The organism is Solilutibacter tolerans (assembly GCF_900155935.1).
GTDB lineage: Bacteria > Pseudomonadota > Gammaproteobacteria > Xanthomonadales > Xanthomonadaceae > Solilutibacter > Solilutibacter tolerans.
In genome coordinates, this window is the sequence record NZ_FTLW01000004.1 from 280,919 (window position 1) to 304,476 (window position 23,558).

Sequence of the window (23,558 nt, forward strand, 5' to 3'; positions counted from 1 at the left end):
AAGGTTACTCGACGCCCGGCTCAAGGCCAGGTTCGTTGACGAGGGCGTCGGCGATCAGCTTCTGCTGCTCGGCGACGTGATCGCTGAAATGGCCCGCGGCGGGCGACGGCGAACGTCCGCGACCGGCGTAGAACAACGACTGCGTGTTGGCCAGACAGGCGACCAGGTGATGACGGATCTGGAACCACGCCCCCTGGTTCTGCGGCTCTTCCTGGCACCAGATGACATCGCGTGCCATCGGGTACTTGGAAAGCTCCGCCGTCAGCTGCTGACGCGGGAACGGATACAGCTGCTCGACACGGATAAGGGCGACATCGGTCTGGCCGCGCTTCTCTGCATCTTCCAGCAAGTCGTAATAGACCTTGCCCGAGCACAGCACGACGCGCTTGACTGCTTTCGCATCGGCCTTGGCATCTGGGATCAGGTGCTGGAATTCGCCGTCGGCGAGTTCTTCCAGCGACGACACGGCCAGCTTGTGGCGCAACAGCGACTTGGGCGTCATCACCACCAGCGGCTTGCGGGTATCCATGCACAGCTGGCGGCGAATCATGTGATACGCCTGCGCCGGCGTGGTGGGCACGCAGACGATCATGTTGTCCAGCGCGCACAGCTGCAGGAAGCGCTCCAAGCGCGCCGAGCTGTGTTCCGGGCCCTGGCCTTCGTAACCGTGCGGCAGGAACAGCGCCAGACCGCACAGGCGACCCCACTTGGCCTCGCCCGAGGCGATGAACTGGTCGATGACCACCTGCGCGCCATTGGCGAAGTCGCCGAACTGCGCTTCCCAGATGTCGAGCGTGTTGGGATCGGTGGTGGAATAACCGTATTCGAACGCCATAACGGCTTCTTCGCTGAGCAGCGAATCGATGATGGTCGCGTATTCCGGATTCTTCACCAGTTGCTGCAGGGGCAGGTAGTACTGGTCTGTCTTCTGATCATGCAGGACGCCATGGCGATGGAAGAAGGTGCCGCGTCCAGAATCCTGGCCGACCAGGCGCAGGCGGAAGTCTTGCTTGAGCAAGGTGGCGTAGGCCAGGTTCTCGGCAAAGCCCCAGTCGCCCGGCTGCTCGCCCTTGGCCATCTTCATGCGGTCGTCGTAGATCTTGGCGACGCGCGGATGCAGGGTGATTTCGGCCGGGATGGTGTTGATCTGCACCGCCAAGGCATCAAGCTCGGCTCGCGGGAAGGTGGTATTGACCTGGTCGTCCAGCTTGCCTTCGAGCAGCTTGCTCCAGTCGGGCGTCAGCGGATCGGGGGCGACCTTGACCACTTCAGCGGTGACTTCGCCTGCATCCAACTTGTCGCGATAGGCATCGGCGGCGGCCTTCACCGCATCCGCGCCGATCACGCCTTCGGCGGCCAGGGCATTGCCGTAGAGCTCGCGCGTGGTCTTCATCGCGCGGATCTTCTGGTACATCAGCGGCTGGGTCGCGGCTGGCTCATCGGCCTCGTTGTGGCCGTTGCGGCGATAGCAGACGAGGTCGATGACGACATCGCGGCCAAAGCGTTGGCGGAAATCGAAGGCCAGTTCGGTGCAGAACACCACGGCTTCCGGATCGTCACCGTTCACGTGCAGGACCGGTGCGCCGACCATCTTGGCGACATCGGTGCTGTACAGCGTGGAGCGGGCGTCCTGACGCTCGCTGGTGGTGAAGCCGACCTGGTTGTTGATGACGATGTGCAGCGTGCCGCCGACCGCGAAACCGCGCGCCTGCGACATCTGCAACAGCTCCATGCCGACGCCTTGGCCAGCGAACGCGGCGTCGCCGTGCAGCAGCACCGGCACGACCTGCTTGCGCTCCTTGCCGCCACGACGCAGCTGGCGCGAACGGACGCTGCCTGCGACCACCGGGTTGACGATTTCCAGATGCGACGGGTTGAACGCCAGCGCCAAATGCATCGGGCCGCCGGGTGTCGCGACATCGGCCGAGAAGCCCATGTGGTACTTCACGTCGCCGGTGTGGGCGCGATCGTGCGTCGGGTGCTCGAACTTGCCTTCGAACTCGTCGAACAGGGCGCGCGGCGGCTTGCCGAGCGTGTTGACCAGCACGTTGAGGCGGCCACGGTGGGCCATGCCGATCACCATTTCCTTGACCCCGGCGCTACCCGCGTAGCGGATCAGCTGGTCCATCATCGGGATCAGCGAGTCACCGCCTTCCAGCGAGAAACGCTTCTGGCCGACGTACTTGGTGCCGAGGTAGCGCTCCAGGCCTTCCGCGGCGGTCAGGCGCTCGAGAATGCGCTTCTTGTCGTCGGCGCTGCGGCCGAACTTGCCGGCGGCGGCTTCCAGACGGTCATACATGAAGCGACGCTGTTCGGCGTCGGTGATGTGCATGAACTCGGCGCCGATCGAGCCGGTGTAAGTAGCCTTAAGGGTGCTCAGCAGATCGCCCAGCTTCATCCGCTCCTTACCGGCCACGCCGCCGGTGCTGAACTCGCTGCCGAGGTCGGCATCGGACAGGCGATGGAAGCCGAGCGAGAGATCGGGGGCGTCCGGATGCACCAGCATGTCGAGCGGGTCGATCTTCGCCGCCAGATGCCCGCGTGAGCGGTACGCCGTGATCAGGCGGCCGATATTGCGTTCGCGCTCGTCACCGGTACCGGTGGAGGCCCCGACTTGCCCGCGCTTAGCCTCGCGGCCGGCCGTAGCCACAGCATCGGCGATCACCGAGTGCGGGACATCACCTGCCTCGCGGCCTTTGAATTCGTCGAAATATTGCTTCCATTTCGGCCCGACGCTCTCAGGCGCGGCAAGGTACTGCTCGTAAAGGTCTTCGATGTACGCCGCATTGGCGCCAAGTTGGGAAGACCGGGCAAACTGCTTCAGGAGGCTATCCGCCATGTCGGGTCGCTACGTCTGCGATGGGCCAAGCGTTTGAATTACCCGAGGTTTTCACGCCGCCTCGGAAGACAAGCTGAATGGCCGGTTGGAAGGGCCTGAAATTATATGCCGCCCAGCGCTGCGCTGCATCACGACTTGGCTGGATGTTGGGATCCGATTGATTCAAATACCCAATGCGCGCAGTTCCGAGAGGGGGCGAGCACGCTCCCAGGCCTCGTCAAAGCGCGCAGCCAAGGGCCGTGAGCGCTCATTGGTGTTGGTGAAGATGCCCGCCAGGCGTTCGCCGCTATCGAGCAGCAACAGCTGGCCGCGATCATTGGCGACGAAGCCTTGCGCGGCAGGCAGCGTGAAATCCACATCAGCCTGGCGCAGTAACACCAGACTGGGCAGGCGTTGGGCGAGGGCAGCCAGCGAGCCGTGGTCTCGGGCCAGGTTGCCCACCGCCCCGAATAGCCAGCTGGCCTCGCGATGACTACGGGCGGTGGCGTAGCTGCGCACGATTTGCAGCAGGGCAGGCGAAGACCACACTTCATCCCTCGCGTCGGGGAGGAAGAACATCAACTGACGCCCGGCATTTGCCGCGATGTCGCTGATCGCCGCAATGATCTCGTCCACGGTTTCCACGCGCCGGGTATCCATGCTCAAGCCTCCGCGTGGTCTTCGTCCAGTTGGTAGTGGCCGCCATCGGCCAGGGTTTGCAACAGTTCGCGGCCCTTGGCAGTCAGACCGGCAGGTAATGAGGCATCCACCGCATCGGTCGCAGCGATCAACTTGGCATCAGCTACCGAGGTCTGGAACGCCGCGCCGTTGACGAACAACAGCGCGCCATCGCCCATCCGGCGCCAGGCCATGCGGCTATAGGGATGGCGCAACCAGGCAGCGCCGCCGTTGACGCTGGCAACGATGTCTTCGCCCACTGCATCGGCGGACGAGGGCGCTTGTCCTTCCGCCACGCGATACGCACTGACGAAGCGGCCAAACCATTCGCCGAGTTCATCGCGGCTGGAGAGCTTCAACTGGTTCAGCGCGGCCAATGCGCGATCGAGCGCCGCCTCGTCGATTTCGTTCGGGTCCTTCGGCAGGGCGATGTCGCCATCGGCATAGCGGATGCGCTCGTCGGCGTCGAAGGTCAGCGTGTCGGCATAGTGCTCGAGCAACTCCGCGCTGGAGGGCGCACGCAGGCCCACCGAAATGGTCAGACAGGCATCTTCGGCCGTGCCGTGATGCGGCACGCCCGGCGGCACGTACAGCATGTCGCCCGGGCCCAGCACCCAATCGTGGTTCGGGTTGAAGTGCTTGAGGAGTCGAAGCGGAACGTCGTCTCGATACGCTTCGTCGGGGTTGGCACGCGTATCGATCTGCCACCGGCGATGCCCCACGCCCTGCAGCAGGAACACATCGTAATTGTCGATGTGCGCTCCAACCGAACCGCCCGGCGCCGCGAACGACACCATGATGTCGTCCATGCGCCAGCGCGGCAGGAAGGGAAACGCATCGAACAACGCACGCACGTCCGCATCCCACTTGTCCACGTCTTGCACGAGGAGCGTCCAGTCCTGATGCGGCATGTCCGGGAATTTTTCTTCCGGGAACGGGCCGGTTTCCAGCTGCCAGGTGTCGTTGCTGCGGTCGTGGCGCACGATGCGCGCCAAAGCGCCTTCCTCGCAGGCGAGGCCTGCCAGATCTTCCGGCTGGATCGGCGAGTCAAACGCCGGGAATGCATTGCGGATCAACAGCGGCTTCTTCTGCCAGTACTCGCGCAGGAATTGCACCGCCGGCATGCCCAGCACGCCGTGGTTTGACTTGGCGGCATCGACTTCGATCATGGCGCGACTCCGTTCTTTTCATCCATCAAGCGTTTCTCCAATACCTGCAGGCCACGGTCCGCATAGGCCTTGCACGCGTCAGTATCGACCAACGCTTGCTTGCCATCCAGGCGCGCCAGCAAGTTACTGGCTTGCACGTGGGTGGTGAGGAGGATGTCGCATCGCTCTGCCTTGATGCGCGCTAGCGTCTCGAGGAAGGCAGCGACATGCGCGGGGTGATCCACGTATCGATACGTCTTGTCGGAAATCGCCGTCACGCTGTCCGGATAGACGATGCGAAGGCAAGTCTCGCCTTCGCAACTGGTCCATGCCCAGCCCGAGCCACCGGCGGTGTGGCCCGTGTTGGGCAGATGGTCGATGCGCAGCGGGCCGAGCACCACAGCTTCGCCATCCACTTGTGTGTGCACATTGGCGACCACGGGAAAACGTTCGGCAATGTCGAATTGCGGATCGCGACGATCCGCGATCCCGGCCTTCAATGCATCCGCGGCGGCGCTGCGGGCCAGCACTTTGGCGCCGCTCAGTCTTTGCAGTTCCGACACGCCACCGACGTGGTCATTGTGTTCGTGGGTGACAAGGATGGTCTTGATGTCCTCGACCTTGAAACCCGAGGCGCGAATATTGGCGGCGATGTGCGGCGCCGCTTCAGCCGTGGCCGCATCGATCAATACATGGCCTTGCGGTGAGGTGACCAGGAACGCGCCGATGGAGCAGGTGCCGACAAACCAGGTGTTGCCAAACACATGGCGTGGCGTGGTCGGGTCGCTCCAGCCTGCATCTTCGGCGCAGGGTGTGGGCACGGGTAGCTGGGTGGAAACCGGTGGTGCAGGTGACTGCGCAACAGGCGTGGCGTGACAAGCGGAGAACGCTAGTGCGCAGGCCAGGAGAAGGCCACTGGCGGCCAAGGCTCTTATCACTGTTTGGCCTTCAATACATTGCTGCTGCCAAGGTCGTTGATTTCAGGGGTAGCTGCGCTCCAATGCACATTATTGTCCCGGCCAATCACATGCAGCTCCTTTGCAGTGACAAGGTCGACTTGATTCTGGTTGCCTTGTACATAGAGCAGGCCATCAACCTTGGCCAGGGTGTGCTGGCCGCCATCGCCTAGCTGGCGCAATTCGTTGATGTCGCCGGCGATCGTCAGTTTTGCGTGGTTACCCACAACCTGCACCAGACGCGCATCGGCAATCGTGGCGGTGACGTTGTCGCCGATGAAAAAGAGGTCCAGGCATTGGCCTTTGAACGTCAGCTGGGCATTATTTTCGAGCACTTCGACATGCTTGTTGTTGCAATCGATATTGCCGCTGCGTGAATTCACCCGAAGCACGGGCTTGCCATCGTCTGCGCTGGCAGTCGTGGCGGCTTCGGTGGCCGCGGCCAATGCAGGTTCAGCCGGCGTGGGGTTGGCGTTGGGCGCAGCAGACGCCTGTGGGGTGGTAGCGGCAAGTGGAGCTTCCGCTTGCTGACAGGCTGTCAACGAGAGCATGGCAATAGCGAACAGGGATGGCGACAGTGAACGAATCATGTGCAAACTCCTGGTGGGGGATGGGTCAAATATCTCGCGCCAGACGATCCGCCAGGCCGATGTAGCTGCCGGGCGTCATGTCGAGCAGGCGCTGCTTGGCGTCCGCCGGCAGGTCCAGCCCGTCGACGAAGGCGCGCATCGAATCGGGGGTGATGCCCTGACCGCGCGTGAGCGCCTTCAATTGTTCGTAGGGCTCGGGCAGGCCGTAGCGGCGCATCACGGTTTGCACGGCTTCCGCCAGCACTTCCCAGCTGGCATCGAGGTCGGCGGCGAGGCGCACGGGATTCACTTCCAGCTTGCCCAAACCGCGCAGCAACGCATCGAAACCGATCTGTGCATGGCCGAACGCGGTGCCCAGCGCACGCAGCACGGTGGAATCGGTCAAGTCGCGTTGCCAGCGACTGATCGGCAGCTTTGCAGCGAAATGCTCGAACAATGCGTTGGCGATGCCGAAGTTGCCTTCGGCATTCTCGAAGTCGATCGGGTTGACCTTGTGCGGCATGGTCGAGGAACCGACTTCGCCGGCCTTCAGCTTTTGCTTGAAATAGCCCTGCGAGATGTAGCCCCAGATGTCGCGCGACAAGTCGATGCAGATCGTGTCGATGCGCTTCATCACGTCGCTCATCTCGGCGATGCCGTCGTGGGGTTCGATCTGCGTGGTGTAAGGCTGCCAATCCAGGCCCAGCGATTCGACAAAGGCGCGCGAGAACGCCGGCCAATCAATATCCGGATAGCTGGCGACGTGCGCGTTGTAGTTGCCGACCGCACCATTGATCTTGCCGGGCATCGGCAGCGCAGCCAGCACGCTGCGTTGGCGGTCGAGGCGGGCGACGACGTTCGCGATTTCCTTGCCGACGGTGGTGGGCGAGGCGGTCTGCCCGTGGGTGCGGGAGAGCATTGGCAGTGCGCCATGCAGGTGCGCCATGTCGCGCAACTTGGCGATCACCTCATCGATCTTCGGCAACACGACCTCGGCGCGGGCTTCACGCAGCATCAGCGCATAGGACAGGTTGTTGATGTCCTCGCTGGTGCAGGCGAAGTGGACGAATTCCAGCGCCGGGCCCAGCTCGGCATCGTCCTTCAACTTTTCCTTGATCAGGTATTCGACGGCCTTGACGTCGTGGTTGGTGGTGGCCTCGATGTCCTTGACGCGCTGCGCATCAGCGATCGAGAAATCATCGGCCAATGCACGCAGGCGCGCGATGGCGGCCTCGGAAAACGGCTTCAGCTCGATGATGCCGGGCTCCGCGGCCAGGGCCAGCAGCCATTCCACTTCCACTTTCACCCGCGCCTTGATCAGGCCGAATTCCGAGAAGATCGGGCGCAGAGCATCGACCTTACCGGCGTAGCGGCCATCGAGCGGGGACAGGGCGGTGAGGGCGTGGGACATTCGGCGGGCCGTAGGTTGTGCGGGGAATTCGCCAATTCTAAACGGGCGGGGCGTTAGGCTGGCGGCCTGATCCCAAGGAGCGTCGGCATGGCCGAGTCACCCGAGACCCGTATCGAACACGACAGCATGGGCGAGTTGCAGGTGCCTGCAGACGCGTTATGGGGCGCACAGACCCAGCGCGCGGTGCAGAACTTCTCGGTGTCCGGCATTCCGATGCACCCGGGTTTCATTCACGCACTGGGCGCGATCAAGGCCGCTGCCGCCGAGGTCAACGCGGGCCTGGGCTTACTGGATGACAAGCGCGCAGCGGCGATTGCGCGCTCGGCCCGATTGGTGGCCGATGGTGAATTCGACGATCAATTCCCGCTGGATCGCTTCCAGACCGGATCGGGAACCTCGACCAATATGAATGCCAACGAGGTGATCGCGCGGCTCGCATCGACGAAGCGCTTGGCCGTGCATCCCAACGACCACGTCAATCTGGGTCAGAGTTCGAACGACGTGATTCCGACCACGATGCGGGTCGCCTCGGTCGTTGCCCTGAAGCACGAATTGCTCCCCGCCATCACGCACCTGCGCAAGACCATCGACAAGCGCGCACGCGGCCTCAAGAATGTGGTCAAGACCGGGCGCACGCATTTGATGGATGCGATGCCGCTCACTTTCGCGCAGGAATTCGGTGCGTGGTCGGCGCAATTGGCCTCGTGCGAGGCGCGTCTCAAAGATACGGAAAGGCGTGTGCGTCGCCTGCCGATCGGCGGTACCGCGATCGGCACCGGCATCAACGCGCACACGCGCTTTGGCAAGAAGATGGCGACTGCGTTGGGACAGGCGACCGGCATCAAGTTCGAATCCGCCGCCGACAAGTTCGAGGGCATTGCCGCGCAGGATGATCTGGTCGAGCTGTCCGGTCAGTTGAACGCGCTGGCGGTGGCGCTGACCAAGATCGCCAACGATCTGCGCTGGATGAACGCAGGTCCCTTGGCTGGCCTTGGCGAAGTGGAATTGCCGGCACTGCAGCCAGGCAGCTCGATCATGCCGGGCAAGGTGAATCCGGTGATCTGCGAGTCGCTGGCGATGGTTTCGGCGCAAGTGATGGGGCTGCACACCGCGAATACGGTGGCGGGCGCGAGTGGCAATTTCCAGCTCAACGTCATGCTGCCGCTGATCGCGGGCAATCTGCTGGATGCGATGGAGTGGCTATCAAACGGCATGCGCCTGTTGGCGGATCGCGTCATCGCCGGGCTGAGCGTTCGCAAGGATGTCGTCGATGCGGCGCTCGCGCGCAATCCGATTCTGGTGACGGCGCTGAATCCGGTGATTGGTTACGAGAAAGCCGCGGCCATTGCCAAGCGCGCGTACAAGGAAGGTAGGCCGGTGCTGGACGTCGCCATCGAAGACAGTGGTTTGGCTGAAGCACAACTCAAGCGTTTGCTCGATCCCAAGGCGCTGACCGCCGGCGGGATCCATGCTGGATCGTCCGCCGGCGGTTGATCTGATGCGTCAGGGGTAACTCGGCTTGCCGTCGACCAACACCTGGCCCTCGGTGCGCAGGTCGACTTCAGTGCCCTTAGCCGGGCGCGCATAGCGAGTGCCGTTGACCCACATGCGGCCATCCTCCAGCTTGACCTCCAGGTCATTGCCGACATCCAGCGTGGTGGTGGAACCGACGGAGTTGACCGCCACGCTACCCAACGGCAGCAGGAAGCGAACACCATTCACCGTCGTGGTATTGCTGGCGCCACTGGCGGCTGTCGCGCCTTGCACGGCGGTCTGGACCGAACGACGGATGTTGTCGCGGATTTCCGCCTGCACCTCTTTGCCGTTGCCGCCGATGACTGAAGCGCCGCCGTGCTTGCCGCAGTCGTCCACGTCGGTTTGCGTCAATGTCGCGTAGGGCTGGAATTCGGGCAATGACGCAGCTAGCTTGGTTTGCGTCGCCAGCAATGGCGTCAACTGGACGCAGAGTTGTTTGGCTTCGGCTTCCAGCTTCCTGGCTTCGGCCTCGATGCGCTGCTCAACCTGCTGACCATCGCCATTGAAGATGCCGCCAATGGCTTCTTTGATCGCGGTGCCGGCAAGATCGGCGCCTTTCACGCCCATCGCCATGCCGGTTTCGGCCATCGCATGGACCTGGCGGCGGTAATCGAGCAGCAACGCACGTTGATCGTCATTGATGCTGACGGCCTTGCCCTCAATCAAAAAATCGCCTTGCGGGGTGATTTCGGCCTTGGGTTGATCGCTTTTGCCGATGCGGCTGCCATTGATGTTGATGCCACCATCGCGGCCAAGGGTGAGGTTGCTGGTGGCCAGCTCTTCGCGGGCCTTGACGATGGCTTGACCGACGGCTTTGCCGATCATCGTTTGCGGCGCGTCAGGTGCGGGTGGCGCAGAGGGCGGTGCTGGCGGACTGGGTGCGTTGTTACAAGCCACCAGCAACGTGGTGGCGAGCAGGGCGGAGCTAAGGATGTGCGTGCGTTTCATACATGTTCTCCGGATCAACGTGACGCAAATTCGCGGCGGATGTCTTTTTCGCAATCAGCAACGTCATCTGCTTCAAGCGTGGCATACGGGCGGAACTGCGGCAGGCTTGCGGCCAGTTGCTGCTGCGAGTTGCGAAGCGCAGGAATCTGTAGGCAAAGGCTACGCACTTGAGGTTCGATTTGCTGCTTGACCGTACGCTCGACACGGCGTTCCAGACTGCCGGTCAGCCCGCCGAATATCAGGCCAAGCCATGAACCGTTGTCGACCGCATCCAGCGCAGCTTCCGCACTGCGCTGACCAATGTCGATGCCGATCTTGGCAACATCAATGACCTGTCCGCGATAGACCAACAATTGACGACGCTGTCCGGCATCGATGCGCTGCTGCTTGCCTTCGATCAGAAAATCGCCCTGTGGGGTGATTTCGGCGGCGGGCAGCGTGGCCTTGGCGTGCTTGGCCTTGCGAGATTTTTCATCACCAAACTGCAGGCTGTTATCGATGCGCAGGTTTTCTGTGTCCAGTTCACGTTTGGCCTTGGCAAGGTCTGCGCGTACCTCCTTGCGCGCCTGCGTCAGTTCCTGGCGGATTTCGTTGTTGATGCCGGAAGCCTGTTTGTCCCCGGCATGGGCAGCCGATAGCGGGGCACCGACAACCAGGGCGATGGCGAGAATGGGCGTGAATTTCATGACGGAATTCCTCTCGATTTGGTTGGTGTGCTGAAGTCAGGCTTCGCCGCGCCAGCGACGCAGGCGGATGGCGGCGTAGATCATCGCCGCACCGGCCAGCGCACCGATCCAGAGCGAAGGCATGGTGAACAGATGCAATCCACCGAGCACGCCATCCAGGCCGTACAAGGCATTCGGGCTATCGTCCAGGCGTTCAAAGTAATCCGTGCCTGCATATCCCAGCAGGTGGCTACCCGGCCAAGCGCTGGTCAATGCGCGCGCCACGATGTGCTCCCAGAACCAGCCGTCGCCGTCGTTGCCACTGCTGAAGATACCGAACCACACCACCAGCACGCCGGCCAGGATCGGTACCAACACCGCCCATAGGAACGGCTTGCTCTTGGCCCAGGCCGAGCACAGCATCAACCACCCGGCCGTCGGCAGTGCCCAGAAGGCATACACCGGCAACCAGCCAAATATGGCCATGAGCAGTTTCAACGGCTGGAGGTGCGCCCAGTAGATGGTGAACGGGTTGCCCCCATTGATGGCGATGAAAATGCTGAGCACGATGCCGGTTGCCAACATCACCGCGAACGCAATCAATGCTGCGGTGACCGGCGCAACGACCAGTGCGGTCAGCAACTTGCTCGTGACAGTCAGGCCATCGGACACGGGCATCGACTTCCAGAACAGCACGCTACGGTCCTTGCGCTCGTCGTACAACGAGCCCAGTAGATAGAAGAACACCACGAAGCCAAACACGATCAGCGGCCACATCCCCGAGATCAAGGTGAAGCCGTTGACCACTTGCGCATACTGTTCAAGGTCTTTCGCGCTGGCCGAGGCGATCAATTTGTCCCAGTCGACTTGCGAGAGCGGGATTTGCTGGCCTTCGAAATCCATCACTTTGGCGCCGTTGCGGCTGAGCATGAACTGACCGGTGCCGCCGCCGAGGATGGTGAACAACAGGAAGATCGCGCCGGTGATCAGCGGGGCCCACAGGAAGCCACCTTTGTTCTCCCAGAATTCGCGCTTGAGCAACCACTTAAGTTTGTGGGTTTGATGCGGCTGCGTTGCCTGCATGGGCGCGCGGGTTTCATTGACGATGGCGTTCATGCGTAGGTCCCCTTCATGGTGGCGACGAACAGATCGGCCAGGCCCGGGATGCGGGTTTCACCGAGTTCACGGAGTTGTTGTTGCGGGACGCCGTCAAACAGCATCACCGTCTTGCCGAACGCGAGGGCGCGCTCGTCGATGGGCTTGAGTGCACGTGCGGCCTCCAGCTTGTGACCATCGACCAGCACCTCCACATAACGCTCGCCCACGGCTTCCATCGGCGCGTCCAGTACGACTTTGCCGTCACGAATGAACATCACGTCGGTGAGAATGTGCTCGACTTCCTCGACTTGGTGGGTGGTGATGAGGATGGTTTTTTCCTCATCGAAGTAGTCTTCCAACAATCGCTGGTAGAACTGCTTTCGATACAGGATGTCGAGACCGAGCGTCGGCTCATCCAGCACCAGCAGGCGCGCGTCGATCGCCATGACCAGTGCGAGATGCAGCTGCACGATCATGCCCTTCGACATCTCCTTGACCTTCATCTCCGGGCGCAGCTGGGTATTGGCGATGAAGCGCTCGAAACGTTCACGCGAGAAGCGCGGATGCACGCCTTCGACGAAATCAGCAGCTTCACGCACGCGGATCCAGCGCGGCAGTACCGCGACATCGGCGATGAAGCAGACATCGTTCATCAGCTCATCGCGTTGGGTGCGAGGATCACGACCCAATACCTTCAAATCACCTTCGAAGGGGATGAGGCCCAAGATCGCTTTGAGCGCCGTGGTCTTGCCTGCGCCGTTAGGCCCGATCAAGCCAACGATGCGGCCTGCCGGGATCTGGAACGATGCGCCATCCAGCGCCCGCTTGTTCTTGTAGGCCTTGACCAGGCCCTGTGCAGTCACGACAGCGTTCATGGTGCTCCCCATTTCTTAGAAGGATCGATCAACTCGGCCGGGTCCAGGCCCAGGCGTTCGATGCGCTCGCACACCTGCGGCCATTCCTCGGTCAGGAAACGCTGGCGTTCGCTCGACAAGAGCTGCTGCGGCGCGCCGTCCAGCACGAACATGCCCAGCCCGCGGCGTTTTTCCACCAGGCCTTCATCGGCCAGCTCCTGGAAGGCACGCGACACGGTGATCGGGTTGAGTTGGTATTCGGCGGCCACCGTCCTTACGGAGGGCAGGGCGTCGCCGGGTTTGAGCTGGCCGTCGATGATCATGGCTACAACACGTTCCTTGAGTTGGCGATAGATCGGGCTGCCGTCGCTCCATTGGATGGCTGTCATGGCATCAGGCTCCGGGGAATCAGGGTGAAATGGCTGTTATGGCGTTTGCGGGCCGGCTTGTGCTGCTTGCCGTGGGCGGCATCTGCGCGGCGCTCATGGCTGGCGGTTTGGGCGTAGGCGGAGGGCTCGGGCAGCACCAGCATCGCCAACCCGACGAGGAGCAGGGGTAGTGCGAGCATCGGCAGGATCACCTGGGCGGGGCGATGGCGTCGCATGGCGTTCTCCGTGTTCTGGGTGAGTGGTGTTGTATGTAACTATAACACCAAAACAGAGGCCGTCAATACCCGCCAACCCAACTAAAGACCTATATGGGGCGCATGGCTGCGCTGTCCCGGCTGCAGAACGCCAGCTGAAGCCAGCCAAGGGTTTATTGCCGGCAGGCCGAAGGCCCGCGACAATGGTGGGATGACTTCGAACCTGAAACGCTGGGCCCGTTGGCCCGTAATCGGCCTGATGACATTGACGATGTTGGCAGGCATGGCGCACGCGCAGTCGGTCAGGCCTTTGGCGAACGAGCGCGAGAAGATCAGTTACATGATCGGCATGGATGTCGGCAATTCCCTGCAGTCGGTGGCTGACGACATCGACATGGCTGCTTTCGAAAAGTCGGTGCGCAATGGTTTGGCGGGTGGCGAACCGATGCTGCAAGACGCGCAAGCGAAGGCAGCGGGTGTCGCGCTTATGCAGCGCATACAGGCACGCAAAGCGGGCAACAACGACAAGTTGCCGGCGATTTCGCGTGACCACGCAGGTTTGCTGGTGGGCGCGGATGTCGGTCGCAACCTGCAACCAATTGCCGAAGAAATCGAAGTGCCTTCATTCATGCGCGGCGTGCGCGTGGTGCTGGATAAAGGCAAGCCATTGATTGATGCCGACGAGGCGAGCACGCTGCGCACTGCCTTTGCACAGCGCCAGCAGCAACGCGCTGCACAAGTGGGCGAGCGTAATGCTGCCGACGGTGCCGCTTTCCTGGCAGCGAACAAGTCGAAGAAGGGCGTGATCACCACGCGCTCCGGCCTGCAATACCAGGTGATTCGTGCCGGTTCCGGCGAACGCCCGATGCCTGGCAGCAAGGTCAAGGTCAACTACGAAGGCCGTCTGCCGAATGGCAAGGTGTTCGACAGCTCTTACCAGCGCGGCGAACCCGCCGACTTCCCGTTGTCGTCGGTGATCCCGGGCTGGCGCGAGGGCGTGACTCTTATGCCGGTCGGCGCGAAGTATCGTTTCTGGGTGCCAGGCGATCTTGCCTATGGCAAGCGTGGCTCACCGCCCAACATCGGACCGAACCAAGTGTTGGTGTTCGATGTCGAATTGATGGAAGTCCTGAAATAACCTCGCGTTGTCTCAGCCCATTCGCACAGCCAGTCATTGAACCTGGCTGCTTTCCAAGTATTTCCTTCTGGAGTTCCCGTATGAAATCGCGTACCACTATTGCTGTTTCCGCGCTGGCCGCGGCCATCGCCCTTGTCGGTTGCAACAAGCCGGCCGATGGAGCTGCCAAGACCGATGCTGCCAAGACGGAAGAGGCGGGCGCCGATAAGAAGATCGCGGGCCTGAAGGACGAGAAAGAGCAGATCAGCTACATGGTCGGCATGGACGTCGCCAAAATGCTCGAACCGGCCAAGGACGAAGTGGATTTCGCCACGGTCACCAAGGCCATGAAGGATGTGCTCGAGGGCAAGAAGGTGCTGCTGACCGAAGAGCAGGCGAATGAAATCCGCGAAACCTTCAGCCAGAAGATGCAGGCCAAGAAGCTCGCCGAAATGATGGCCGATGCCAAGAAGAACGCCGATGAAGGCAAGAAGTTCCTAGCGGAGAACGGCAAGAAGCCGGGCGTTGTGACCACGCAGTCGGGTCTGCAGTATCAGGTCATCAGCGAAGGCAAGGGTGCCAAGCCCGGCGCTGGCGATGCAGTCAAGGTTACCTACAAAGGCACCTTGCTGGATGGCAAGGAATTCGACAGCACCGAGGCTCATGGTGGCGAGCCGGCCGTGCTACCGCTCGATCGCGTGATCCCGGGCTGGGCCGAAGGTATCCGCCTGATGCCGGTCGGCAGCAAGTACAAGTTCTGGATTCCGTCCAACCTCGGTTATGGCGAGCAAGTGCTGCCGGGTGCGCCGTTCCCGCCGAATGCCACGCTGGTGTTTGATGTGGAGCTTCTGGAAATCGTCAAGGCCCCGAAGGGCTGAACCACTTCGTTGCGATGACAGTGATGAAGCTGTCATCTGTTTGAAGCACACTGCGACTGCCGCCGATGCGGCAGTCGTCGTTTCAGGAGGCAGCAATGCGCGTTTCGATCTTCGGCACTGGCTATGTGGGGCTTGTCACTGGCACGTGCCTGGCGGAAGTCGGGCACCAAGTCGTATGCGTGGATGTGGATGCTGCCAAGGTGCGAGGCTTGGAAGAGGGCGTGGTGCCGATTTACGAGCCCGGACTGACGCCGATGGTGAAGGCCAACCATGCCGCGGGGCGCTTGCGTTTCACCACCGATGCCGCCGATGCTCTCGACTTTGGTGAGGTGATCTTCATCGCCGTGGGCACGCCGCCGGATGAGGATGGCAGCGCTGACCTGCAATACGTCCTGGCCGTAGCGCGCAGCATCGGGGAGCACATGCAGCGCCCCTCCGTCGTCGTCAATAAATCAACAGTGCCGGTGGGCACTGCCGACAAGGTCCGCGCCGCCATTAGCGAAGCACTGGCGAATCGCGGCATCGACATTCCTTTTCAGGTTGTGTCCAACCCGGAGTTCCTGAAAGAGGGCGATGCCATCAATGACTGCATGCGTCCGGACCGGATCGTTGTCGGTGCGCAGGACGAGGATGCGGTTGCGATGATGCGTCGACTGTATGCGCCGTTCAACCGCAATCACGATCGCATGATGACGATGGACGTGCGCTCTGCCGAGCTCACCAAGTACGCCGCCAATGCAATGTTGGCGACGAAGATTTCCTTCATGAACGAGATCGCCAACATCGCGGAAAAAGTCGGGGCGGATGTCGAGATGGTGCGCAAAGGTATCGGCTCGGACCCGCGTATCGGTTGGCATTTCATCTATCCAGGTGCAGGCTACGGCGGATCGTGCTTTCCGAAGGATGTGCAGGCGCTAACACGGACAGCTTCGCAATATGGATACCAGGCACGCGTGTTGGATGCGGTCGAAGCGGTCAATGATGCGCAGAAAGGCCATCTGTTTGAATTGATGTTGCGCCATTACGGCAACGCCGAAGCCCTGCGCGGCAAGACCATCGCAGTCTGGGGGTTGGCATTCAAACCCAATACCGACGACATGCGCGAGGCCTCCAGTCGCCGTTTACTGGCTCAATTGTGGGAAGCGGGTGCCCGCGTCCGCGCGTTTGACCCAGAAGCGCGCGATGAGTCGCGCCGCATTTTTGGCGAGCGGAGCGATTTGGTGTTGTGCGACAGCGCTGATGCTGCCCTCGAAGGTGCCGATGCCTTGGCCGTGGTTACGGAGTGGAAGCAATTCCGCAGCCCCGACTTCGCCATGCTCAAGCGAAAATTGTCCGATGCAGTGGTGTTTGACGGACGCAATCTTTACGAGCCGATCGATGTTGAAACACAGGGGTTGGCTTATTGGGGCATCGGGCGCGGCCGATCTGTCAAAATAGACGCATGAACGACCCTTCTCGCATCGACGAACTCGAATCGCGCGTTGCCTTCCAGGAGCATGCGCTCAACGAATTGAGTGACGCCTTGGCTGATGCTCGTGCTGAAATCGCCCGGCACACGCTGCTGTTGACCAAGGTGGTCGAAGAGTTGAGGTCCAACCGCGGCGCCGGTGTCACCATCGATGCCGCAGACGAGCCACCACCACCTCATTACTGATTTGCCTGTAACGCTTCCATGACTGATTCCTTGCGCGACCAACTTCTCGGCCTAGGCTTCAAGCCTGCGCCCAAACCCGAGCGCCAGCTCCGCAATAAGCCGAGCCCGCACAAATCTGGTAAGGCGCCTGCTGCCAAACAAGGTGCCGCTACCGGGCAAAAGAAGCCACATCACACCAAGCCAAGTGCGAGCGAAATGGATCTGGGCAAGGCCTATGCGATTCGTGCGCAGCGCGAAAAGGAAGAACGCATCGAGGCCGAAAAACAGAAACAGGAAACCGCACGTCTTCGTCGCGAGGCGCGCGCAAAGCTGGCCGTGTTCCTTGAGGGCAAGACCTTGAACCTGGAAGCGGCTGACATCGCCCGCCATTTCGAATACGGCGGCAAGATTAAGCGCATCTATGTCACGGCCGACCAGCTCAAGGCGCTCAATGCTGGCGAGCTGGGTGTGCTACAACAGAATGGTCGCTATCTCTTGGTCACCGCCGCGATCTTGGCCGAGGCGGAGGCGATTTTTGCTGAAGCCGTCGCCCTCAAAGTGGATCCAAACGTGCCTGCCGAAGCCGACCCTTACGGTGACCCGCAATACCAAGTGCCCGACGATCTGGTTTGGTGATCGCCGGGCCCTGATGGCCGGTTATTCCGGGTCGTAATCCAAATTGGCTGCCAGCAAGCGTTCGGCCTGCGCCAGGCTGATGCCTTTGCGCCTGGCATAGTCCTCGGTTTGCTCCTTCGACACCCGCCCGACGACGAAGTATTGGCTTTTCGGGTGGCTGAAATACCAACCTGAGACGGATGCCGCAGGAAGCATCGCGAAGTTGTCGGTCAGCGTCATTTTCGTGCTGTCGGTGGCTGACAACAGTCGGAACAAGGTTGCCTTCTCGCTGTGCTCAGGACAGGCCGGATAGCCTGGGGCAGGGCGGATGCCGCGATATTTTTCGTCGATGATGTCTTCGACGCTAAGTGATTCGTCAACTTCGTAACCCCAGAACTCGGTGCGCACGCGCTGGTGCAGGCGCTCGGCCAGGGTTTCGGCCAGACGATCGGCGAGCGACTTCAGCAAGATCGCGTTGTAGTCATCGTGGTCCGCTTCGAAACGGGCCACGCGCTCATCGATATCGCCGCCCGCCGTGCATGCGAATGCACCGATCCAGTCGGATTTGCCGCTCTCGACAGGCGCGATGAAATCGGCCAGGCAGAAATCAGGTCGTTCGGCCGGCTTGTCCACTTGCTGACGCAGGAAGTGCAAAGTGGTGTTGCCATCTGCGGTCTCGACATCCACATCATCTCCGCGTGACTGTGCCGGGAACAAACCAATGACGCCGCGCGCGGTCAGCCACTTCTCATCCACGATGCGCTTGAGCATGGTCTGTGCATCGTTGAAAAGCGAGGTGGCGTGTTCACCCACGACTTCATCGGTGAGGATGTCCGGATAACGGCCAGCCAACTCCCACGCGTTGAAAAATGGCACCCAATCGATCAACGGCACCAACTCATCCAACGGATATTCGTCGAACACGTGGATACCTGGTCGCATGGGCGCCGGCGGCGTGTAGTTGTCCCAGCCGCCGTCAAATTTTTGCCCGCGTGCCTTGGTAAGCGAGACGAGACGTTTGGCATCGCCACGATTCTTGTGGCGCTCGCGAATTTCGGCGAAGTCACGGTCGTTGGCCGCAACGAAATTGGTGCGCAAGTCGGCTGAGACCAGCGACTGCGCCACGTTTACAGCGCGACTGGCGTCCTTCACCCAGATCGTCGGCGCATCATAGTGCGGGTCTATCTTGAGCGCGGTGTGCGCACGCGAAGTCGTTGCGCCACCGATCATCAGCGGCATCGAAAAACCTTGGCGCTTCATTTCCTTGGCGACGTGGCTCATTTCTTCGAGCGACGGCGTGATGAGGCCGGAGAGACCGATAAGGTCGGCATTCTCTTCGCGGGCGCGATCCAGGATGGTTTGGGCGGGTACCATCACCCCAAGATCAACGACCTCGAAGTTGTTGCAGGCCAGCACCACGCCGACGATGTTCTTGCCTATGTCATGCACATCACCCTTGACCGTCGCCATGATGACCTTGCCGTTGTTCTTGCCGACATCGCCTGTGCGGAGCTTTTCCTCCTCGATATAAGGCAGTAGGTGCGCGACCGCCTTCTTCATAACGCGGGCGGACTTCACCACCTGGGGCAGGAACATCTTGCCTGCACCAAACAAGTCACCAACTACATTCATGCCGTCCATCAATGGACCTTCGATGACATCGAGCGGACGCTTGGCTTCCAGGCGTGCGTCTTCGGTGTCTTCGACGATCCATTGGTCGATGCCGTGAACCAGCGCATGCGATAGCCGTGATGCCACGGGCTGCTCGCGCCAGCGCAGGTCTTCGACCTTCTTCTCGCCCTTCTTGCCCTTGAATTTGTCGGCGATCTCCAGCAAACGCTCGGTGCCGTCGCCGCGTCGATTGAGCACTACGTCTTCCACGCGCTCGCGCAGTTCGGTGTCCAGATCGTCATACAGAGGCAGGGCACCGGCGTTGACGATGCCCATGTCCATGCCGGCCTTGATCGCGTGGTACAGGAAGACCACGTGGATGGCTTGGCGAACCGGCTCGTTACCGCGGAAGGAGAAACTGACGTTCGACACGCCGCCCGAGATATGGCTGTATGGATGTCGCTTCTTCAACTCACGACAGGCTTCGATGAAGGCGACCGCGTAATCGTCGTGTTCCTCGATGCCAGTGGCGATCGCGAACACGTTGGGGTCGAAGATGATGTCTTCGGGCGGGAAGCCGATTTCCTCGGTCAGCAATTTGTAGGCGCGCGTACAGATCTCGACCTTTCGCTCGATCGTATCGGCCTGGCCATTCTCATCGAAGGCCATCACCACGACCGCCGCGCCGTAGCGGCGAACCAGACGCGCCTGGCGCAGAAATTCTTCTTCGCCTTCCTTCATTGAGATCGAGTTGACGATGCCTTTGCCTTGCAGGCACTTCAGCCCAGCTTCGATCACGCTCCACTTGGAGGAGTCCACCATCACCGGGATGCGCGCGATGTCGGGCTCGGCGGCCATCAGGTTGAGGAAGGTGACCATGGCCTTTTCGGAATCGAGCAGGCCTTCGTCCATGTTGACGTCGATGACTTGTGCGCCGTTCTCGACTTGTTGACGCGCGACCACGAGCGCATCGTCGTAGCGGCCTTCCAGGATCATCTTCTTGAACTGCGCACTGCCGGTGACATTGGTGCGCTCACCCACGTTGATGAAGTTCAACTGTGGTGTCACCACCAAGGGCTCGAGGCCGGACAGGCGGGTGTAGCGTTGCAACTCGGTCATGCTGCGGCCTCGATCGTCGGCAACTGGCGCGGTGCAACACCTTCGACTACCTCGGCGATGGCTTTGATATGCGCAGGTGTGGTGCCACAACATCCACCCAGCACGTTCACCAATCCGGCGCGTGCAAATTCACCCACGACTTCGGCCATGTCTTCGGGCGTTTCGTCATAACCACCGAAGGCGTTGGGCAGGCCGGCATTGGGATGGGTGCTGATGTAGGTGTCAGCGACCATCGACAAGGCCTCGACGTGCGGACGCAGATCCTTGGCGCCAAGCGCACAGTTCAGGCCAATCGCCACTGGTTGCACATGGCGCAACGAGTACCAGAAGGCCTCGGCCGTTTGGCCAGAGAGCGTGCGGCCGGAGGCGTCCGTGATGGTGCCGGAGATCATCACTGGCAGACGTGCGTCGAGGGCATCGAACGCTTCCTCGATCGCGAACAAGGCGGCCTTGGCATTCAAGGTGTCGAATACGGTTTCGATCATCAGAATGTCGACGCCGCCTTCGATGAGTCCTTCAGTAGCTTCGCGATAGGCATCCTTCAATTGGTCGAAGGTGATGGCGCGATAGCCGGGCTGGTTGACGTCAGGCGAGAGCGAGGCAGTGCGGCTAGTCGGCCCCAGCACGCCGACGGCGAAACGCGGTTTGCCGGGAGATTTGGCTTCGGCAGCGTCGCATGCAGCGCGAGCGAGACGCGCCCCTTCGCGATTCAGTTCGCGCACCAGATGTTGCAGCCGGTAATCGGCCAGCGAAATCGACGTCGAGTTGAATGTATTGGTTTCGACGAGATCCGCGCCGGCATCGAGGTATTCGGCATGGATGCCTGAAATGATGTCGGGGCGGGTCAGGGTGAGCAGGTCGTTGTTGCCGCGCTGGTCATGGCCTTCGCAGCCGCAGCCCGGGCCGTGTGCGTGGCCATCGACGGCAAACAATGCGTCGTAACCTTCGGCAAAACGCTCACCGCGGTAGTCGGCCTCTTCCAGTTCATAACGCTGGATCATCGTGCCCATCGCACCATCGAGCACCAGGATGCGATCGTCCAATGCGCCGAGCAGGGCTTGGGCGCGAGCTGCGTCATGCCACGCCAGCTTATTCATTCCTTTACGCCTATCAATGCGACGACTTCGAAATGTGGCGGGCGACGTTCACGGGTGACGGTGCCTGCATCTTGCAAAGACAGGCCTGCCTTTTCGATGAATCTTTGAAGTTCCTTTTGAGTGAAACCCAGATTGACGTGCCCGAACGGCTCGACCGCGGATGCATGTGCATGCTTGCCCAGGCTGGAAAGCAGCAAGCGGCCGCCGGGACGAAGTACACGCGCGGCTTCAGCCACCGCTGCGGCAGGGCGATTGGCATAGGTCAGCGCGTGCATCATCACCACCAAGTCGAAGCTTTCGTCACCGAAGGGCAGGGCATGCATATCGCCTTCGCGCACCTCCACGTTCGGGTGCATGCGTAGTCGTTCGGTGGCCGCGTTGACCACACGTCGGCTCGCGTCGAGACAAATGTAGCGATCAGAATGCGGGGCAAGCAGTTCAGCGATCACACCATCACCGGAGGCAATATCGAGCACGTCACCCGGGTCGAGCAGCGGCAGTGCGCTGCGTGCAAGCGCCTCCCAGGTGCGACCGGGTGAGTAATGGCGTTCCATATCGCCCGCTACGCTGTCAGCCCAGTTCTGTTCGCGCTCGCGTGCGGACAGTACGTTGGGTAAACGGGCGGCATCCTGGTCGAGCAGCGTGTCGTTGCTGCCTTCGCGCATGGCCAGCCACAGCGTGCGCTGGGCGGGTTCAAGGCCCTCATCATCGAAACGGTAATACGCGGATACCCCTGAGCGGCGGTCGCGCACCAGCCCGGCCTCCTTCAGTTTGGCCAGATGCGTAGACACGCGGGGTTGCGCCAGCCCGGTGATCGCGGCAAGTTCAGCCACGGTGAGTTCTTCCCGCTCAAGCAACGCGAGTAGGCGCACGCGTGTCGCGTCGGCAAAGACCTTCAATTGGGTCGACCAAGCCTCGAGATTCATATTTATCTCTTTATCCGGATTTAAAGATAATTGTCGTTCGCCCGTGCCGCAGGGTCAAGCTGCGTAGGCCTACCGAGGCAAGGCGGGCTACAATTCAATCTTTCGTATGACAGCGAGGACGCGCCGTGGATTTCAGCTTCACCGAAGAGCAGTTGATGATTCAGGATGTGGCGCGCCGCATCGCGCAGGAAAAGATCGGCCCCTCGGCCGAAGGCTTCGACAAGAGCGGCGAATTCCCGCTGGAAAACATCAGGCTGCTGGGTGAGAACGGGCTGATGGGCATCGAGGTGCCGGGCGAATACGGCGGTGCCGACATGGACCCGATTGCTTATGTTCTGGCGATGGTCGAAATCGCTGCGGCCGACGCGGCCCATAGCACCATCATGTCGGTGAACAACTCGCTGTTCTGCAACGGCATCCTGACCCACGGCACCGAAGCGCAAAAGCAGAAATATGTGCGCGCCATCGCGGAAGGCTCTGCCATCGGTGCGTTCGCTTTGACCGAGCCGCAATCCGGTTCTGATGCGACGGCCATGCGTTGTCGCGCGGTCAAGCAGGATGACGGCAGCTACAAGATCAATGGCAAGAAGAGCTGGATCACCTCCGGCCCGGTCGCTAAATACATCGTGTTGTTCGCCATGACCGATCCCGACAAGGGCGCACGCGGGATCACCGCGTTCCTGATCGACACTGACAAGCCGGGTTTCGGTCGCGGCAAGACCGAGCCCAAGCTGGGCATTCGTGCTTCGGCCACTTGTGAGATCGAGTTCAACGACTACATCGTCGATGCGGACGATGTGTTGGGCAATGAAGGCGAGGGCTTCAAGATCGCCATGGGCGTGCTGGATGCGGGCCGCATCGGCATCGCATCGCAATCCATCGGCATCGCACGTGCTGCCTACGAGGCGACGCTCGCCTACGTGAAGGAGCGCAAGGCTTTCGGCCAGCCGATTGGCGCGTTCCAGATGACCCAGGCCAAGATCGCCGACATGAAGTGCAAGTTGGACGCCTCCTTGTTGCTCACGCTGCGCGCTGCTTGGCTCAAGGGCCAGGGCAAGAAGTTCACTACCGAAGCATCCGTGGCCAAGCTGACGGCTTCCGAAGCCTGCATGTGGATCGCCCACCAGGCCGTGCAGATCCATGCCGGCATGGGCTATTCAAAGGAAATGCCGGTCGAACGCTATTTCCGCGACGCCAAGATCACCGAAATCTACGAGGGCACCAGCGAGATCCAGCGTCTGGTAATTGCCCGCAACGAAACCGGGCTGCGCTAAGCCCACTTCCCCCACGAAGCGAAC

General features: G+C 61.2%; 22 protein-coding genes. 7 read left to right on the top strand and 15 right to left on the bottom strand.

All coding sequences use genetic code 11. The annotated features are described in order from the left end of the window. Positions 1 to 4: 4 nt before the first annotated feature. The 6 genes from BW989_RS09675 to purB all read right to left on the bottom strand — a co-directional run bounded on the left by BW989_RS09675 (position 5) and on the right by purB (position 7,580). On the bottom strand, positions 5 to 2,839 hold the full coding sequence (locus BW989_RS09675; RefSeq protein WP_076587725.1) for a 2-oxoglutarate dehydrogenase E1 component: 2,835 nt from the start codon (positions 2,837 to 2,839) through the stop codon (positions 5 to 7). Between the two features lie 162 nt (positions 2,840 to 3,001). Beyond that, positions 3,002 to 3,478 (bottom strand): DUF7931 domain-containing protein, encoded by a 477-nt coding sequence (locus BW989_RS09680; RefSeq protein ID WP_076587727.1) that lies wholly within the window; start codon positions 3,476 to 3,478, stop codon positions 3,002 to 3,004. A gap of 2 nt (positions 3,479 to 3,480) precedes the next feature. Continuing rightward, positions 3,481 to 4,665 (bottom strand): cupin domain-containing protein, encoded by a 1,185-nt coding sequence (locus BW989_RS09685; RefSeq protein WP_076587729.1) that lies wholly within the window; start codon positions 4,663 to 4,665, stop codon positions 3,481 to 3,483. After that, on the bottom strand, positions 4,662 to 5,465 hold the full coding sequence (gene bla / locus BW989_RS09690; RefSeq protein ID WP_165688584.1) for a subclass B3 metallo-beta-lactamase: 804 nt from the start codon (positions 5,463 to 5,465) through the stop codon (positions 4,662 to 4,664). The genes BW989_RS09685 and bla overlap by 4 nt, the downstream gene beginning before the upstream one ends. Before the next feature lie 113 nt (positions 5,466 to 5,578). Further along, a complete protein-coding gene (locus BW989_RS09695; protein WP_076587733.1) occupies positions 5,579 to 6,190 on the bottom strand; it encodes a DUF3060 domain-containing protein in 612 nt (203 codons plus the stop codon). A gap of 25 nt (positions 6,191 to 6,215) precedes the next feature. Next, on the bottom strand, positions 6,216 to 7,580 hold the full coding sequence (gene purB, locus BW989_RS09700; RefSeq protein WP_076587735.1) for an adenylosuccinate lyase: 1,365 nt from the start codon (positions 7,578 to 7,580) through the stop codon (positions 6,216 to 6,218). A gap of 87 nt (positions 7,581 to 7,667) precedes the next feature. Between purB and BW989_RS09705 the strand changes: the two genes are divergently transcribed. Further along, positions 7,668 to 9,074, top strand: coding sequence for a class II fumarate hydratase (locus tag BW989_RS09705; protein ID WP_076587737.1), 1,407 nt, complete (start codon positions 7,668 to 7,670; stop codon positions 9,072 to 9,074). A gap of 9 nt (positions 9,075 to 9,083) precedes the next feature. On the opposite strand, the gene BW989_RS09710 is transcribed toward BW989_RS09705, so the two are convergent. From BW989_RS09710 to BW989_RS09735, 6 genes are read right to left on the bottom strand one after another with little or no spacing between them, the layout of a single operon-like run. After that, complete coding sequence (locus BW989_RS09710) at positions 9,084 to 10,064, bottom strand: DUF2884 family protein (RefSeq protein ID WP_076587739.1); 981 nt, start codon at positions 10,062 to 10,064, stop codon at positions 9,084 to 9,086. Positions 10,065 to 10,078: 14 nt separating this feature from the next. After that, entirely contained in the window at positions 10,079 to 10,750 is a 672-nt protein-coding gene (locus BW989_RS09715; RefSeq protein WP_076587741.1) for a hypothetical protein, read from the bottom strand. A gap of 36 nt (positions 10,751 to 10,786) precedes the next feature. Next, a complete protein-coding gene (locus tag BW989_RS09720; protein ID WP_076587743.1) occupies positions 10,787 to 11,845 on the bottom strand; it encodes a hypothetical protein in 1,059 nt (352 codons plus the stop codon). Further along, a complete protein-coding gene (locus BW989_RS09725; RefSeq protein WP_076587745.1) occupies positions 11,842 to 12,714 on the bottom strand; it encodes an ABC transporter ATP-binding protein in 873 nt (290 codons plus the stop codon). Before BW989_RS09725 ends, BW989_RS09720 begins: the two co-directional genes overlap by 4 nt. Then, positions 12,699 to 13,070: a GntR family transcriptional regulator gene (locus BW989_RS09730; protein ID WP_076587747.1), complete on the bottom strand. Its 372-nt coding sequence runs from the start codon at positions 13,068 to 13,070 to the stop codon at positions 12,699 to 12,701. Before BW989_RS09730 ends, BW989_RS09725 begins: the two co-directional genes overlap by 16 nt. Then, positions 13,067 to 13,285: a hypothetical protein gene (locus tag BW989_RS09735; protein ID WP_076587749.1), complete on the bottom strand. Its 219-nt coding sequence runs from the start codon at positions 13,283 to 13,285 to the stop codon at positions 13,067 to 13,069. The genes BW989_RS09730 and BW989_RS09735 overlap by 4 nt, the downstream gene beginning before the upstream one ends. A 190-nt stretch (positions 13,286 to 13,475) precedes the next feature. Here BW989_RS09735 and BW989_RS09740 point away from each other — a divergent pair, with 190 nt between their 5' ends. The 5 genes from BW989_RS09740 (at position 13,476) to BW989_RS09760 (ending at position 17,528) form a co-directional block, all read left to right on the top strand. Next, positions 13,476 to 14,402 (top strand): FKBP-type peptidyl-prolyl cis-trans isomerase N-terminal domain-containing protein, encoded by a 927-nt coding sequence (locus tag BW989_RS09740; RefSeq protein ID WP_076587751.1) that lies wholly within the window; start codon positions 13,476 to 13,478, stop codon positions 14,400 to 14,402. 80 nt (positions 14,403 to 14,482) lie between these two features. Beyond that, positions 14,483 to 15,259, top strand: a complete 777-nt coding sequence (locus BW989_RS09745) for an FKBP-type peptidyl-prolyl cis-trans isomerase N-terminal domain-containing protein (protein WP_076587753.1) — start codon at positions 14,483 to 14,485, stop codon at positions 15,257 to 15,259. Between the two features lie 95 nt (positions 15,260 to 15,354). Then, on the top strand, positions 15,355 to 16,704 hold the full coding sequence (locus BW989_RS09750; RefSeq protein ID WP_076587755.1) for a UDP-glucose dehydrogenase family protein: 1,350 nt from the start codon (positions 15,355 to 15,357) through the stop codon (positions 16,702 to 16,704). Further along, entirely contained in the window at positions 16,701 to 16,913 is a 213-nt protein-coding gene (locus BW989_RS09755; protein WP_076587757.1) for a SlyX family protein, read from the top strand. The genes BW989_RS09750 and BW989_RS09755 overlap by 4 nt, the downstream gene beginning before the upstream one ends. 18 nt (positions 16,914 to 16,931) lie before the next feature. Beyond that, positions 16,932 to 17,528, top strand: a complete 597-nt coding sequence (locus tag BW989_RS09760) for a DUF2058 domain-containing protein (protein WP_076587759.1) — start codon at positions 16,932 to 16,934, stop codon at positions 17,526 to 17,528. Between the two features lie 21 nt (positions 17,529 to 17,549). Here BW989_RS09760 and metH read toward each other — a convergent pair whose 3' ends face one another. The 3 genes from metH to BW989_RS09775 are packed head-to-tail and all read right to left on the bottom strand — an operon-like array spanning position 17,550 to position 22,260. Further along, complete coding sequence (metH, locus tag BW989_RS09765; RefSeq protein WP_076587761.1) at positions 17,550 to 20,237, bottom strand: methionine synthase; 2,688 nt, start codon at positions 20,235 to 20,237, stop codon at positions 17,550 to 17,552. Next, positions 20,234 to 21,334, bottom strand: a complete 1,101-nt coding sequence (locus BW989_RS09770; protein ID WP_076587763.1) for a homocysteine S-methyltransferase family protein — start codon at positions 21,332 to 21,334, stop codon at positions 20,234 to 20,236. Before BW989_RS09770 ends, metH begins: the two co-directional genes overlap by 4 nt. Then, on the bottom strand, positions 21,331 to 22,260 hold the full coding sequence (locus BW989_RS09775) for an ArsR/SmtB family transcription factor (RefSeq protein WP_076587765.1): 930 nt from the start codon (positions 22,258 to 22,260) through the stop codon (positions 21,331 to 21,333). The genes BW989_RS09770 and BW989_RS09775 overlap by 4 nt, the downstream gene beginning before the upstream one ends. 125 nt (positions 22,261 to 22,385) lie before the next feature. On the opposite strand from BW989_RS09775, the gene BW989_RS09780 reads away from it, so the two are divergent. Next, complete coding sequence (locus BW989_RS09780; RefSeq protein WP_076587767.1) at positions 22,386 to 23,534, top strand: acyl-CoA dehydrogenase family protein; 1,149 nt, start codon at positions 22,386 to 22,388, stop codon at positions 23,532 to 23,534. Positions 23,535 to 23,558: the final 24 nt, after the last annotated feature.